The sequence below is a fragment of the Lederbergia sp. NSJ-179 genome, assembly GCF_022867885.1.
Classification (GTDB): Bacteria; Bacillota; Bacilli; order Bacillales; family Bacillaceae_C; genus Lederbergia.
The window spans coordinates 71,221-85,563 of sequence record NZ_JALIFP010000017.1 but is presented as its reverse complement, the minus strand read 5'-3'; the positions used below and the strand labels follow the sequence as shown (position 1 = coordinate 85,563).

The 14,343-nt window shown below is 39.5% G+C and carries 15 protein-coding genes, 1 pseudogene and 1 other annotated feature; of the genes and pseudogenes, 8 read left to right on the top strand and 8 right to left on the bottom strand.

The window, feature by feature from the left end; all coding sequences use genetic code 11:
• A pseudogene (locus MUB24_RS13760) lies at positions 1 to 453 on the top strand (IS1634 family transposase); the annotation flags it as partial.
• A 214-nt stretch (positions 454 to 667) separates the two neighbouring features.
• A complete protein-coding gene (locus MUB24_RS13755) occupies positions 668 to 841 on the top strand; it encodes a hypothetical protein (protein WP_244705018.1) in 174 nt (57 codons plus the stop codon).
• Between the two features lie 48 nt (positions 842 to 889).
• On the opposite strand, the gene MUB24_RS13750 is transcribed toward MUB24_RS13755, so the two are convergent.
• The 8 genes from MUB24_RS13750 to MUB24_RS13715 all read right to left on the bottom strand — a co-directional run bounded on the left by MUB24_RS13750 (position 890) and on the right by MUB24_RS13715 (position 8,194).
• Positions 890 to 1,081 (bottom strand): hypothetical protein, encoded by a 192-nt coding sequence (locus tag MUB24_RS13750; RefSeq protein ID WP_244705016.1) that lies wholly within the window; start codon positions 1,079 to 1,081, stop codon positions 890 to 892.
• A gap of 151 nt (positions 1,082 to 1,232) precedes the next feature.
• Positions 1,233 to 2,375 carry an ABC transporter permease subunit gene (locus tag MUB24_RS13745; RefSeq protein WP_244705014.1) on the bottom strand — a complete coding sequence of 381 codons (1,143 nt, stop codon included), beginning with the start codon at positions 2,373 to 2,375 and terminating at the stop codon, positions 1,233 to 1,235.
• Positions 2,372 to 3,244 carry an ABC transporter ATP-binding protein gene (locus tag MUB24_RS13740; RefSeq protein ID WP_244705012.1) on the bottom strand — a complete coding sequence of 291 codons (873 nt, stop codon included), beginning with the start codon at positions 3,242 to 3,244 and terminating at the stop codon, positions 2,372 to 2,374. Before MUB24_RS13740 ends, MUB24_RS13745 begins: the two co-directional genes overlap by 4 nt.
• Entirely contained in the window at positions 3,244 to 3,984 is a 741-nt protein-coding gene (locus tag MUB24_RS13735) for a hypothetical protein (RefSeq protein ID WP_244705011.1), read from the bottom strand. The genes MUB24_RS13740 and MUB24_RS13735 overlap by 1 nt, the downstream gene beginning before the upstream one ends.
• A complete protein-coding gene (locus MUB24_RS13730) occupies positions 3,977 to 4,531 on the bottom strand; it encodes an RNA polymerase sigma factor (RefSeq protein ID WP_244705009.1) in 555 nt (184 codons plus the stop codon). The genes MUB24_RS13735 and MUB24_RS13730 overlap by 8 nt, the downstream gene beginning before the upstream one ends.
• 276 nt (positions 4,532 to 4,807) lie before the next feature.
• Positions 4,808 to 6,466, bottom strand: a complete 1,659-nt coding sequence (locus tag MUB24_RS13725; protein WP_244705007.1) for a 2-isopropylmalate synthase — start codon at positions 6,464 to 6,466, stop codon at positions 4,808 to 4,810.
• A 58-nt stretch (positions 6,467 to 6,524) separates the two neighbouring features.
• Positions 6,525 to 6,795: a binding site (T-box leader), on the bottom strand.
• Between the two features lie 363 nt (positions 6,796 to 7,158).
• On the bottom strand, positions 7,159 to 7,338 hold the full coding sequence (locus MUB24_RS13720; RefSeq protein WP_244705005.1) for a type II toxin-antitoxin system antitoxin: 180 nt from the start codon (positions 7,336 to 7,338) through the stop codon (positions 7,159 to 7,161).
• 10 nt (positions 7,339 to 7,348) lie between these two features.
• Positions 7,349 to 8,194 carry an SPFH domain-containing protein gene (locus MUB24_RS13715; protein ID WP_244705003.1) on the bottom strand — a complete coding sequence of 282 codons (846 nt, stop codon included), beginning with the start codon at positions 8,192 to 8,194 and terminating at the stop codon, positions 7,349 to 7,351.
• Positions 8,195 to 8,500: 306 nt separating this feature from the next.
• On the opposite strand from MUB24_RS13715, the gene MUB24_RS13710 reads away from it, so the two are divergent.
• From MUB24_RS13710 to MUB24_RS13685, 6 genes are all read left to right on the top strand, one after another.
• Entirely contained in the window at positions 8,501 to 10,270 is a 1,770-nt protein-coding gene (locus MUB24_RS13710) for an alpha-helical endospore appendage domain-containing protein (RefSeq protein ID WP_244705001.1), read from the top strand.
• A gap of 488 nt (positions 10,271 to 10,758) precedes the next feature.
• The gene (locus tag MUB24_RS13705; protein ID WP_244704999.1) at positions 10,759 to 11,058 is read left to right on the top strand and encodes an alpha-helical endospore appendage domain-containing protein; all 300 of its coding nucleotides are present in this window, start codon (positions 10,759 to 10,761) and stop codon (positions 11,056 to 11,058) included.
• 248 nt (positions 11,059 to 11,306) lie between these two features.
• Positions 11,307 to 11,696 (top strand): alpha-helical endospore appendage domain-containing protein, encoded by a 390-nt coding sequence (locus tag MUB24_RS13700; RefSeq protein WP_244704997.1) that lies wholly within the window; start codon positions 11,307 to 11,309, stop codon positions 11,694 to 11,696.
• Positions 11,697 to 11,762: 66 nt separating this feature from the next.
• A complete protein-coding gene (locus tag MUB24_RS13695; RefSeq protein WP_244704995.1) occupies positions 11,763 to 12,218 on the top strand; it encodes a hypothetical protein in 456 nt (151 codons plus the stop codon).
• Between the two features lie 17 nt (positions 12,219 to 12,235).
• Complete coding sequence (locus tag MUB24_RS13690; RefSeq protein WP_244704993.1) at positions 12,236 to 13,252, top strand: glycosyltransferase; 1,017 nt, start codon at positions 12,236 to 12,238, stop codon at positions 13,250 to 13,252.
• 17 nt (positions 13,253 to 13,269) lie between these two features.
• Positions 13,270 to 14,331, top strand: coding sequence for a polysaccharide pyruvyl transferase family protein (locus MUB24_RS13685; RefSeq protein ID WP_244704991.1), 1,062 nt, complete (start codon positions 13,270 to 13,272; stop codon positions 14,329 to 14,331).
• The last annotated feature ends 12 nt before the right edge of the window (positions 14,332 to 14,343 follow it).

The following is a 14,343-nucleotide window of genomic DNA, read 5'->3' as shown; positions in this document are numbered from 1 at the left end:
GGAGAAAAATTATCCGATGTAGACTTGCTAAAAGCCTACAAAGGGCAACAGACCGTAGAAAATCGTTTTCGATTTTTGAAAAATCCTTATTTCGTGGGAAGGATTTACCTAGAAAAACCTAAGCGAGTGGAAGCCTTCGCCTATGTCATGATGTTGAGCGTCATGGTGTATAGCCTTTTTGAGTACCTCATTCGTAAAAACATGGAAGGAGAGAACGAACCACTGGACTTAATGGGCGGGAGCAGAAATAGTTTTCGACCAACAGGAGAGTCTGTCTTGGAGATTCTGGATACAGTGGACATCGTACACTTTAAACAGGAAGAAGGAATAATCCGTGTATTATCGGTCAACGGAAAAGCTCGTGTGGAACGTATTTTAGGTTTACTTGGCTTGAGTGAGAGTGTTTTTACGGAGCCACAAGGTCAAAAGATTGTCGAAAAAACAGGCCAGTAACATAGGCTTAAAATCCTTTTGCTTCGTTAGTGTCGATATATGTTGTGTGCTGTCATTATTTATAAAACACTGTCATAAGAGCAATGATCGGTTGCCTTTATGACAGTGGGCTTTTCAGAAAAAATTTTGCGTGGTAGGTGTAGCGCGGAATATGGGAATGAAATATTGCCACTGAGAAAAAGATAATATGTAAAACGAAGGTGAAGTCGCTATTTTGCCAAGTTCAAACTATCATGCAACAAAAAAAGAAGCTACCTTCTTGCTCATAAAAGTAGAGAAGGTAGCCTCTCCTGAAATTAGCTACTTGTTTTATTTATCTCAATTGCTTTTTTCATTAAGTCGCGAGTTTTCTGCCGTCCCTCTTCCGTTACCAGAGGACGAAGCATAAATACCATTGGTTTTGTATCAATTTCTTGTGCTAATTGACCTGGTTTGCTTAACGAGCGATTCTTAAGCAAATATCACTCCTTGTTTCCTCTACATAAAATCGATAACGTTCATTTTCAAAGGATTGTTTGGAAGCAAAGTTGTAAATATCATTCCTTCCTGCTTCCTCATCAGAAGAGGTACCGCCGACTAGGCTAGATATGGCCATACAAAGGATAAGCATCATACTTGATGATTTCATTCAACTACTTCGGTTTCTTTACATTCATACATTCGTATAGTCACCTACCTTCGTAACCGCAAAGGCAGGTGTTGAGTTCTCCTTTCATAACCCGATATAAATCTTATAAGACAAAAAACAACTGAACATATTCCTCCAAACTCCTAAAAAATCATATAACTTGGTAATTTTTCATTCGCAAATACACGATGACATCTAAAACAATTTTAATAACCACTAAAACTACCATGGTAAGCACGATATTTTGTACAAAAGTATTAAGAATAAATTCTTGTTTTGAACTCATTAAAGATAAAAAATCCTCAATCCGATAGTGATTGATTGGAAACAAGTTTAATAGTTTATATATGATACCCCTTTTAATGAGTTGAGTGATTGCTTTCGGCAAAAGGAATAATCCTAATGCCATGGTTAGAGCACTGAACGGTGAACGAGTGATAGAGGATACATATAATGTGATCCCTACAATCGAGAGCAGACCAATAAATTGGAGAGCCCCAGCTATCAAGAACACTTGTAAATGATTGATTTCATCTGGAAAACGAAACAACCCTAATGAAAAATTTGTTTGAATACTCGTATCCCAACCAGTAAAACCACTATTATACACATAGAAAGCGACCAGTAAAATCACTTGAATCAAAAGAAAGAGAAAAGCGGAAATCAGTGTTGCTGCCATAATTTTTGCGATCGTTAATTTGTTTCTGCCAAACCTTGTAGACAATAACAACTGATTCATATTTCTCGAAGTATCGCTAGAGAAAACAAGAGAACAGACTAGAATAGTTACAATACTAGTAAGAATGAATAATTGACCCATGACTTTAAAAAGGTCGTACCATGTGACGTAGCTACCAATCTTTAAAGGTGTTTCAAATTGGGCAAACCCTATTTCTTTGATCGTTTTAGGGTTGATTTGATCAATGGTCATTTTTTCACCTTGCTGCATGGCGTTATTCATTTTTAAATAAATATCTTCATCTTTTGGAAAAAATGTATCGGCTATTTCATAAGAGAACAGATCAAAAGTTCTATTATTCACATCAATACTTTGATATCGATCGATATAATCTGCAAGGATCTCCCTTACGTTTTGATCTGTAAATTCTCCAGTACTTTTTTCAACGACCTTATGATAAAGTTTAAGACCTTCCCCTTGCTTCGTGTTGACTTGTGAATAATGAAAACCAATAAGCAATATACTTGCCAAAACAAAACATGATACAATTAGTGCGCCAATAAACGTTTTGTTTTGCCGTATTTTTTCCATTTCATATTTTACTATTGTTCTCATTTTTCAGCGTCCTCTCTGAAATAGTATAGATATAAATCTTCCAATGTTGGTTGGACTTGTTCGGCATTATGAGTAGGTTTTTCTTTTGAAATAATTCTTAATACTGTCCCCGTTGCTTCGTGCTTTTGGTTACTAATCACATGTTTGGCTACCATCTCATCCAGTTTATTTTTTTCAACGATGGACTCCCAAACGTACCCCTGAATGGTATTGACTAGTTCAGAGGAAGCGCCTCTGTTTTCAAGTTTTCCTTGTTTCAAAACAAGGATTTCGTCTGCAATATATTCAACATCTGAAACGATATGAGTAGAAAGAATGACAATTTTATTTTCAGAAAAAGAGCTAATTAAATTTCGAAATCGAACCCGTTCTTTTGGATCTAAACCAACTGTCGGTTCATCCAAAATTAATACTTCAGGATCATTAATCATGGCTTGGGCAATTCCTAACCGTTGTTTCATTCCACCAGAGTATTTTTTTATCTTTTTATTCTTTACATCTTCTAATCCGACTAGTTTTAAAAGTTCAAGACATCTTTTTTTCGCAAAATTTTTATTGATCCCTTTAAGAGCAGCAATATATAACATAAATTTCATCCCGGTGAAATCAGGATAATAACTGAAATCCTGTGGTAAAAAGCCTAAAGTGGAGCGAAAAGCATCGGGATCGCTTCGTCCATCGTCATGATTATATGTAATGGTGCCCGCAGTTTGTTTCACTACCCCACAGATAATTCTAAACAAAGTCGTTTTTCCTGATCCGTTTGAACCTAAAAGCCCGTAAACTCCTGGTTCTAAACGAAATGATACATGATCAAGGACAAGCGCATCGTCATAGTTTTTTGTTATATTATGTAGCTCAAGTAACATTAGTAAAACGCCTCCCATTTTTTAACTTTAAGCATATTCATGACAATAAATACTAAAAGGAGCATTGAAAAAATGTATCCTGCTCCCCAATACTTCATCTCAATTTCATAAATATTGAAAAAGTTGGCTAAAAACATAACACCCATAAGAATGAGCCCTGAACTGATCCAAAAAACAACAGATGAGAGAGTATTTCTCCAAATCGTGAACAGAGAAAACAAAACGATACAAGTAATATTAAAAGGAACAAGTAAATATAAAATGATTTTCCAAAAAGAAATGACCATCACACCCTGACAAATAAAAGCGAGACAAGTAATGAATACTAAATCGGCTAATCCAAAAATCAGTAATTTTATTACAATATGCTGCCGTAAATCATATTTAAGTGTTTGCTCTAATTCCCACATTCCAGATGTAAAACTACGAAATAATTCATCGATAAAGAAAATCACGGAGAAGATCACTGACACTGTGAGACATTGTATAATGAAGATGGCTGGGTCATCATAAATTACTTTCGTAATCAAAAAAGTCGTCAAAATAAGGAGAGCGAATTGAATCAGCCACGTTTGAAGCCTTGTAAATCGAATAGACGAACGAAAGAGGTCAAACAGAGAATATCTGCTAAGTTGCTGTTCCATTATTTTTTGCTTTCCTAAATCAATGACCGCTTGTCGCTGAATTTCATCGCTTTTAATTTCATGGGTCTTGATTTTTTTGATCATTTCATTATCCATTCATAAACTCCTCTCTATCCAATAATTGACTAAGTTTTTTAAGGCCTTGATGAATTCTTGATTGCGATGTAGGAATGCTTGTCCCAGTAATTTTGGCAATGTCTTTCACCTTTAAATCATAGTAATATTTCAAAATTAATGCTTCTCTTTGAATATCAGGAAGAGTATTTAAGGCGACTTGAATTTGGTTTGCACTTTCCTCCATGATTAAATTCGACATAATCGTTTCAGAACCAACATTTAATACGTTCTCATCTAATTCAGACTGTGTGAATTTCTTTTTGTTATAGTAGTTATTACACACATTTACAGTAATGGTGAATAAATAATTAAAGAACTTCCCCCTAAATTTATATATATCGATGTTTTCAATCACTTTCAGAAAGATGTCTTGGGTTAAATCTGCGGCTAAAACTCGATCGCCCAAACATCTTCGTACACAAAATGAAAAGATTTGATGATAGTACTTGTTTACTAGTTTCTCCCAAGCCTCGGTATCACCCGATTTTATTTTCCGAATTAAGCTATAGTCTTCGATCGTCCTCACCTATTCATAACAAAAATACTCCTCACTATAAATTAACAAAGTTCTATCAAAAATCATTTAAGTTTAGGGAATAAATTTCACTAAAAAGAAATGTGACTTGAAAACGACCGAGAAATGAAATAGAGATATTGCTTTTTACACAATACCTCTTTATTCAATACGTATTCGATTTTGGTATAAATTTGAACGTTGGCTAGAAACACTGACATGTTTCTCCACATCAGCATATCACAGTTTTTTCCACCATTCTTTAGAACATAAATAATCTCGAAAAAATTAGAAAACCTCCAGTTTATTTACCGCAGCAGCTAAAGCCTGGACAGATGCCTTCATAATATCTTGATTGATTCCAGCTCCCCAGTACATCCGCCCTTGGTGTGAAATCCCAATCTGCGCTGACGCCTCGGCGATCGAACTTTTGCCTAACGAGTGCTGCTCATAAACTTCTAGATTATAATCGATCCCAAAATATGCTTGGAGTGCGTTGCTTACGGCATCCAAGCTCCCTGTGCCTTTTCCATGTATCTCAATTTGTTGATTATCTTTAAGCAAAGTCAACGTTACTTTCTGCTCCCCATTTTTGTTAAATTGATAGTCAATGACTTGAAATAATGGATAATAATCAACATAGTGCTCGATAAATACACGATAGATTTCTTCGGCAGAAAGCTCTTTGTTTGTTTTATCTGATATTTTTTTAGTCAAATAGCCCATTTCTTCATTCATTTTATAAGGCAATTTGATCCCATAATTACTTTCAAGGATATAACCAATCCCACCTTTTCCTGATTGACTATTAATCCGAATGACGTCGGTTTGATAATTTCTCCCCAAATCTGCCGGATCGACCGGAATATAAGGTACATCCCACTTTTCCACATTGTTTTCTCTTCTATATTTCATGCCCTTCGATATCGCGTCTTGATGCGATCCAGAAAATGCTGTAAAAACAAGATCTCCAGAATATGGTTGTCTTTCATGAACCGTCGTTCTTGTTAATCTTTCATATTTTTTACGAATCGTATCGAGGTGACTAAAATTCAATTCTGGATCATAGCCTTGCGAATACATATTCATCGCTAAGGTAATCAAGTCGACATTTCCGGTACGTTCGCCAATGCCAAATAACGTTCCTTCTACTCGTTCTGCACCTGCCAGAACACCAAACTCTGCATCACTAACTCCGCATCCACGATCATTATGCGGATGAATGGACAATGTAACGCCGTCTCGATACGACAGGTTTTTATGGATATACTCAATTTGACTTGCATAAATATGAGGCATCGCATTCTCAACAGTTGTCGGAATATTAATGATGGCTTTATGTTCTGGTGTCGGTTTCCAAATATCTAGTACACTATTACAAATATCCAACGCATACTCAACCTCTGTTCCAGGAAAACTTTCGGGACTATATTGAAAATAAATATCGCCTTCTGTTTCTTCGGCAAGCTCTTGTACTAGAATTGCACCATCTACAGCAATTTGTTTAATCTCTTCTTTGGTTTTCTTAAATACTTGTCGACGTTGTGCTTCTGAGGTTGAGTTATAGAGATGGACAATGGCCTTAGGCACACCTTGAATTGCTTCAAAGGTTCTGCGAATAATATGCTCTCTTGCCTGTGTAATGACCATAATCGTCACATCATCCGGAATCATGTTGTTATCAATCAGGGTCCTCAATAGGTTAAACTCCGTATCAGAGGCAGCAGGAAAAGCGACTTCAATTTCTTTAAATCCGATCTCAACTAGTAGCTGAAACATCTCTAGCTTTTCTTCTACATTCATCGGAATCGGTAAAGCTTGGTTTCCATCCCTCAAATCCACACTGCACCATATAGGCGCTTTTTCTACCGTTTCTTTCTTTACCCAATCATAAGAAAGTGTTGGAGGCAAATAATATTTTTTCTCGTATTTTTGATGATTAAACATGATCAATTCCTCCCTAAATTTGAATATAAAAAAAGCCCTTCTTTCTCCAGCAACTTGCTATGGAGACGAAAGACTGATCTTACGCGGTACCACCCCGATTTCATGATAATAAGACATTATCATGCACTTTACAGATACAGGCATTCTTGCCTTATACCCTTTCCCTTGTAACGGTGAGTTCTCCGTTCTTAGCTACTCTCATTCCACTCTTCCTGATTTGACTAAGCCTGCTCTAAGGCGAGTTCCCCGTTTTCCTACTATTGCTTCACATCAACCAGCAACTTTCTGAAAGTTAGCCAACAGGTACTATTCCTTGTCATCGCATGTTAATTTTTATTTGTATATCATCATAGCAGATTCATATAAAAAGGCAAAGGGGTAGAGATCACTTTATAAATTGTTTTTTATGTACGTTACATTGAAGGTAGTGAATGTCAAAAAACCCTTTCCCCACACGTTGCGTGATCGGATACAAGTTGAAAGGAGTTCAACCCCTTATGGACAAAGAAACCTTTTCCGTTTTCAAACATGTTAGACGTCTCTCAGGAAAGCCGGTAGACCATCTAGAAGTGAACAAATGCTGGATGCCAACAGCAAAAAGCCATTAGAAATTAGGTGCGATACCAATTTCTGATGGCTTTTTCATTTGGAATGCGGCTCTCTCATCCACAATCGAGTCAGTGCCAATTCCATTAATCTTCCCCTATGTCCTGGTCTTGTTTTTTCGGTAACCTACCTGCTCGCTTAGCAGATTCTCTGAGCAAAAATTCAACGTGGCTATTAACACTGCGAAATTCATCTTTTGCCCATCGTTGCAGTGTATCGTAGAGTTCGGGATCAATACGTAATGGAAAGTTTTTTTTCTTAGCCATCATAAGACCTTTATTGGTAAAGTGATCCCGTATTAATAACGGGTTGGGTTCCTTGATCCGAAACAATGGCAACAAGTAAATTATTGATCAGTGCTACTCTACGCTCATCGTCTAATTCCACAATATGGTCTGCCTCTAAACGAGCAATCGCATCCTGTGCCATCCCAACAGCACCTTGAACAATTTGCTCACGTGCGGAGATAATCGCACTTGCTTGTTGACGTTGTAACATAGCTTGAGCAATCTCTGTAGAATAAGCTAAATGTGTTAAGCGAGCTTCAATCACCTCAACGCCAGCAACCTTTAAACGTTCCTGAAGCTCTGTTGTCAATTCATCCGATACTTCATCTGCATTGCCACGTAGTGTTAGTTCATCATTGGTAAACGAGTCATATGGATAGGTAGTCGCCACTGCACGAATGGCTGTTTCGCTTTGAATTTCAACAAATTGTTCGTACCGATCAACATCAAAAACGGCTTTCGCAGCATCAACGACCTTAAATACAACCACTGCTGCAATTTCGATTGGGTTCCCGTTCACATCATTTACTTTCAATCGATTACTATTGAAGTTACGTACTCTTAAAGAAATCGTTCTGCGTACAGAGAATGGAACGGTTATTAAGATCCCTTCCTGCCGTACCGTTCCCATATACTTTCCTAAAAATATAACTACAACAGATTGATTAGGTTGCACAATCGTAATCCCACTAATGAGAACAACAGCCATAATAATAAGCACAATTCCCAAAATAAGTTGTGATTGAAAAATACAAAACGCACCGATAGCAAGTAAAATAACAATCAAACCGATCCCCAGTATTCCGTTTAAGCTCCAAGCTTTCCGTTCCTCCATAAAATCACCCTTTCATATCTTATTTATATTATTATGATATCACTTTTATATTATAATGTGAATTCTTATGTAAGAAATCAGTTGATATAATTCGTCCAAATATTTTTCATGCTAGTCCTTCTTACGCTTCTTTTGCCTCGACCGCATGTTTTTAAGAAAAAAAACAATAAAGAATAACTTTGCCTATACCGACTTGCTTATTGTGAATATATTGAATGAGAAAACAGCATTTAAACGTAGGGAATTCCTCTGTTTAATGATGCAGCTTTTTATTCTATATATATATCACTTGAAAGGAGCATGACAATGTCTCTACCTAATATCCCCAATTTCACTCCTACTATTTCTGTATCAAGAGATGATGTAATCAACTTACTACTCGCTTCCATTGCCATGGAAGAATTAGGACTTTCTCATATTATTAATGCAGAAGGAGAAAAAATCCAATACGCATTAGGTACAATACCTGGTTTAACTATTCCATCCTCATTGGATGAAATTTTGGAGGTAAACGAGAGTGTACAAGATATGCTTTCAACTGCGATGAAGAAGGAACTAATCTTAGAGGACAAATTAAGACGTGTAACAAGTATCATACCTAGTGGTGATATTGGACCGACCGGACCTACAGGGCCGACGGGGGCTACTGGACCAACTGGGGCTACCGGACCGACCGGCGCTACTGGAGCTGACGGAGCTACTGGACCGACCGGGGACACTGGACCGACCGGCGCTACTGGACCGACCGGAGCCACTGGACCAACTGGGGCTACTGGTGCTGACGGAGCTACTGGACCAACTGGGGCTACCGGACCGACCGGGGACACTGGTGCTGACGGAGCTACTGGACCGACCGGAGCCACTGGACCGACCGGAGCCACTGGACCAACTGGGGCTACCGGACCGACCGGGGACACTGGTGCTGACGGAGCTACTGGACCGACCGGAGCCACTGGACCGACCGGGGCTACCGGACCGACCGGAGCCACTGGACCAACTGGGGCCACTGGTGCTGACGGAGCTACTGGACCGACCGGAGCCACTGGACCGACCGGCGCTACTGGACCAACTGGGGCTACCGGACCGACCGGCGCTACTGGAGCTGACGGAGCTACTGGACCGACCGGGGACACTGGACCGACCGGAGCCACTGGACCAACTGGGGCTACCGGACCGACCGGGGCCACTGGTGCTGACGGAGCTACTGGACCGACCGGAGCCACTGGACCGACCGGCGCTACTGGACCGACGGGGGCCACTGGACCAACTGGGGCTACCGGACCGACCGGCGCTACTGGAGCTGACGGAGCTACTGGACCGACCGGGGCCACTGGACCGACCGGCGCTACTGGACCAACCGGGGCCACTGGACCAACTGGGGCCACTGGACCAACTGGGGCCACTGGTGCTGACGGAGCTACTGGACCGACCGGCGCTACTGGACCAACTGGGGCCACTGGTGCTGACGGGGCTACTGGACCGACCGGAGCCACTGGACCGACCGGGGACACTGGTGCTGACGGAGCTACTGGACCGACCGGAGCCACTGGACCGACCGGCGCTACTGGACCGACCGGGGCCACTGGACCAACTGGGGCTACCGGACCGACCGGCGCTACTGGAGCTGACGGAGCTACTGGACCGACCGGGGCCACTGGACCGACCGGAGCCACTGGACCAACTGGGGCTACCGGACCGACCGGCGCTACTGGACCGGCCGGAGCCACTGGACCAACTGGGGCTACCGGACCGACCGGGGCCACTGGTGCTGACGGAGCTACTGGACCGACCGGCGCTACTGGACCAACTGGGGCCACTGGACCGACCGGGGCTACTGGTGCTACCGGACCTGCTTTTGCAGAAAACGGCTTTTCTGCCACTCAAGCAACAATAACTGTAGCCGGATCACAACAAATAGTCAGCTGGTCTACGCTGACACCTGGTTCTTACCCTAACCCTAACTTTTCCGCATTAAATGGAATATTCACAGTCCCTGAAACAGGCCGTTATTCCATTAGTGCAACAATAAACTATCAAACAACAGCCGCACTTACCATTAATCTGGGGGGGGAGTAGACCCAGCTTTTGAAGTTCAACGGATTACGCCTGATCCTGCAACATTGGTAACCGGCTTATTCCCTATATTGAACGTAAACATTGCTCTGCTCCTCACCTTAAGAGCAGTATTAGGTAACGGAACTGTAACTCTTGCAAGAGAAGTCGAGCTTAATGCCGGGGACCAGATTGGTCTATTCTATGTAGCTAATGGTTTAACCATCAGTTTAAATTTAGGTGGTAGTGGCCAGCAAGGTATTTATTGGTCTATCAATCAAATTGCATAACAACTTAGACTGGAGCATCCTTTTTGCTCCAGTCTGTTTATATGCTCTTTCTAACTGTATAAACACATTTCATCACCATACTTTCTTTCAATTATCCAAGCAATACTTTTTTCTGCATAAATTAGCTTTAATAGTCATCTACCCAATGGAGGAACAGAGCGCCTAGCCCTTACATATAATAATACCGCACTAACAAATCTATGAAGAAATGAGGAAATCCACTTGTCACAAGCGAATATCCCCAATATTACACCTGAGATTTCAATTGACAGAGATGATGTAATTAATTTATTGTTAGCCTCCATCGCCTTGGAAGAATTAGGCTTGGCCCATATAATTAACGCAGAAGGAGAAAAGGTTCAATATGTGTTAGGAACTTTAACAACATCACCTGATATGATTTCAGAATTAGACGACCTATTAATCATTAATGACAATGTCCAATCCACGCTTGAAGTTATTCTGAAGAAAGAATTATTACTACAAACCAAACTAAAAAACATCATTGAACTCATTAACTGATGTCCTTAAAAATTTTCATTTAAAACCATTCACTAAATACAAGAAAAGTGAGTAAAATGAATCATATGCAGAAAAGCCTACTTTTACTTTGTTTAAAATTTAAATTAGTGTGTTGATAAAGTAACATTTCCATCAGTGAAATTTCACTGATGGTTAGCGAAACGTATCAGGATATTCAGCGTCCGTTGATCCCGAGAATCGCAATAGTGGTAGGGTCTTACGGATTTATAAAGCTAGGAGGAAGAATCATGTCAATGCCAACCATCCCTGACATTACACCTATCGTATCATTAACTCGCTGTGAGACAATCGAATTATTATTATCATCCATCGCGCTGGAAGAGATTGGGTTATCTCACATTTTGAATGCAGAGGGAGAAAAACTGCAAGCCTTCTTGAAAAGACGTGATCATTGTCTAGATGATTACTTAATACTAAATCACAGTGTCAATCAAACACTTCGTACAATTGTCAAATCGCAAATGCTTCTTCAATTCAAGTTAGAGGATGTAGCTGATCTAGATGATCGTTGTGAGTGTACTTGTGAAAAGTCAAAGCATAAACCTAAAAAAGAAGATTTTCACAATTTTTATGATCCGCTCCGGCCTGAAGACCATAAGCATTGTCGCGAAAAATAAGGAAATTTCATGCAGTATTACTGCACGTTCGTTCTGGATGACCACCTGTTGAGGAGGAAATGTAAGGTGTGCAAATATGACATGACTGTCAACCAAGATTTTATGAAAAGTGAAACTGAATATCTAGCATATATGCAAGCCTTCTTACATTTTCTATCATGCTATTTACTAGAATTAACAAAAGATTCAATTACAGAAAAAGAAAAATGGAAAGCGGAGAAGCAGTTGCTAAGTTCCCTACTTATATTGGAGAAGTTGCATCACCATGTTATAGCAAGAAAAAAACTATTAGAACCCTTTTTTAAATTAAAAGAGGAAACTTCATCTATAGATATGATTGCAGAAAAATTAGGACATCAGTTGTTAAATACCAAAAAAATTTTTTCGAATCATCCCTTTCAATCAGATCAACTCAAGCAACAATGTGTAACCATTCTAAGCCATTTAGTAAGCTATTATCCAATTATCCCTGTGGTTAATCAATCTCCCCCTGGTCTACCGTGGGTTTCTCAAGATTTGTAGGAAGGAGAGCGAAACACATGAAACAGATTCCCACTATTAGTTTATGTATGATCGTTAAAAATGAAGAAAAATTCTTAAAACAATGCCTAGAAAGCGTTCGTACACTAATCGATGAGATTATTATGGTTGATACCGGCTCAACGGATCGAACCATCGATATTGCCAAAGAATTTCAATCACAAATCTTTTATTATAGTTGGGATGACCATTTTGCAAATGCAAGAAATTCCAGCTTACAAAAAGCCACCACTGACTGGATTCTATGGCTAGATGCAGATGAACAATTGGACCATAGTAAGATAGAAGAAATCCAACAAGCCGTGCAAAGAACAGAAGCGATGGCGCTCTCCTTACCTATCGTCAATTATAGTGGTGACACACTAGAAGAGTCCAAGGATCAAGCTCACCTATATTACCAACCGCGGCTATTCCGTAATTATCAAGATATCCGTTTTGTTCACCGAATCCATGAAACATTGGATATTCCTAATCACGCCTCTATAGAATATCTTGATACACCCATCTACCATTACGGTTATATTACAGAAATAACTGAAAGCAAAAATAAAACAGATCGTAATAAACACTTATTAATGAAGGAATATCATAAAACAAACCATAGTCCATGGATTGAATACCATTTAGCCAGTGAATATTATCGTGAGCAGGATTATCAACAAGCCTTTGAGCTCGTCAACCAGTCCTTGTTACAATTTTTATTAGCGTCTAAAAAACCACCAGCCCTCCTGTACAAATTGAAATATGATATCTTACTGAGAACAAACAGTTTAGAACAGGCACTTGCTGGAATAGAGAAAGCACTCCTTCTATACCCTGATTATGTTGACTTACATTTCTATAAAGGCTGTATGCTGTTTGAACAGGGCGATTATTCCAGTGCTTTGCACAGTTTTAATAGATGCTTAGAATTGGGCGATCATCATCCTCATTATCTGATCTTAACAGGCGTAGGAAGCGATAAGGCTCTTGAATATAAAAAAGACTGCTTAAATAAGCTCGGCAGAGATAAATAATGCCAGGAGGTTATCACTTGAAACATGTATTATATATCGGTTGGATAGGTTATCACAATCTAGGTGATGAACTTATGTTTGACTTATTCAAACATAAGTTCTCCAAGCTAGGGGAATACTATAAACTTGATCTTGTCAATAATGAAAAGCGCTATCTTGATAATGCTCCTTTACATGTCTATGATTTAATTGTCCTTGGGGGTGGCTCTATTATTAGTGGACCAGATCAGCTGATTCAGCCCTATATTATTGAAACCTTATACAAGGCTATACAATTAAATAAAAAAGTCATGATTTGGGGTTCAGGTATTGACTGGGCACCTAAATCATATATAGCGCCTGATGCCCCAATATCTTGGCAGGCATCACCTGAAATAAAACAAAAGGCACAAACTGTTTTTGCGGAAAGCGTTTGGACTGGCGTAAGAGGTCCATTGACACAACAAATACTCCAGCATTGTGGGATAAATACTCCCATTGAAATAAGTGGGGACCCTGCTTTTCTATTAGACAAAAAATCTACCGATGAAAAGACGAATAAACTGATTGGTGTAAATTGGGGAACCTCTTATCAAAATATTTATGGGCACGATGAAATCATACTTGAAAATCGGTTAGCCTCTGCCTTAAATCAATTGATTGCCAAGGGGTATAAGCTCTATTTTTATTTAGTATGGCACGCCGATTTAGAAGTCACCAAACGCCTGTGCCAGAAATTAACCAATCAGCAAGCCATTACGCTTGATGAAAAAGTATATCATCAGGATGAATTAATGGTTTTAATGAATCGTTTTGATTTCACGATTAACTTTAAATTACATGCCAACTATCTATCCCTTGCTGCACAAGTTCCATTTATTGCCCTGGGCTATCGTTTTAAAATATTTGACTTTGCTGCCTCAATTGATTTAAGTGATATGGTAATTGCAACCGATGATGCTCAGCTTTCCGATAACATTCTAGCTCTTGAACAACAAATCGCTACCAACAAACAGAGGATCATCAACAGCATGCAACAATATCAACAAATCTATCAAAAGAAATTGATGAAACCCTTTGAACAGGGACTCTATCTTTAAAGGTAAGGAAGC

Coding starts and splice junctions, on each gene's coding strand:
- MUB24_RS13750 (WP_244705016.1), bottom strand. CDS start 1,081: ATGAAATCATCAAGTATGATGCTTATCCTTTGTATGGCCATATCTAGC.
- MUB24_RS13745 (WP_244705014.1), bottom strand. CDS start 2,375: ATGAGAACAATAGTAAAATATGAAATGGAAAAAATACGGCAAAACAAA.
- MUB24_RS13740 (WP_244705012.1), bottom strand. CDS start 3,244: ATGTTACTTGAGCTACATAATATAACAAAAAACTATGACGATGCGCTT.
- MUB24_RS13735 (WP_244705011.1), bottom strand. CDS start 3,984: ATGGATAATGAAATGATCAAAAAAATCAAGACCCATGAAATTAAAAGC.
- MUB24_RS13725 (WP_244705007.1), bottom strand. CDS start 6,466: ATGTTTAATCATCAAAAATACGAGAAAAAATATTATTTGCCTCCAACA.
- MUB24_RS13720 (WP_244705005.1), bottom strand. CDS start 7,338: ATGGCTAAGAAAAAAAACTTTCCATTACGTATTGATCCCGAACTCTAC.
- MUB24_RS13715 (WP_244705003.1), bottom strand. CDS start 8,194: ATGGAGGAACGGAAAGCTTGGAGCTTAAACGGAATACTGGGGATCGGT.
- MUB24_RS13710 (WP_244705001.1), top strand. CDS start 8,501: ATGTCTCTACCTAATATCCCCAATTTCACTCCTACTATTTCTGTATCA.
- MUB24_RS13700 (WP_244704997.1), top strand. CDS start 11,307: ATGTCAATGCCAACCATCCCTGACATTACACCTATCGTATCATTAACT.
- MUB24_RS13690 (WP_244704993.1), top strand. CDS start 12,236: ATGAAACAGATTCCCACTATTAGTTTATGTATGATCGTTAAAAATGAA.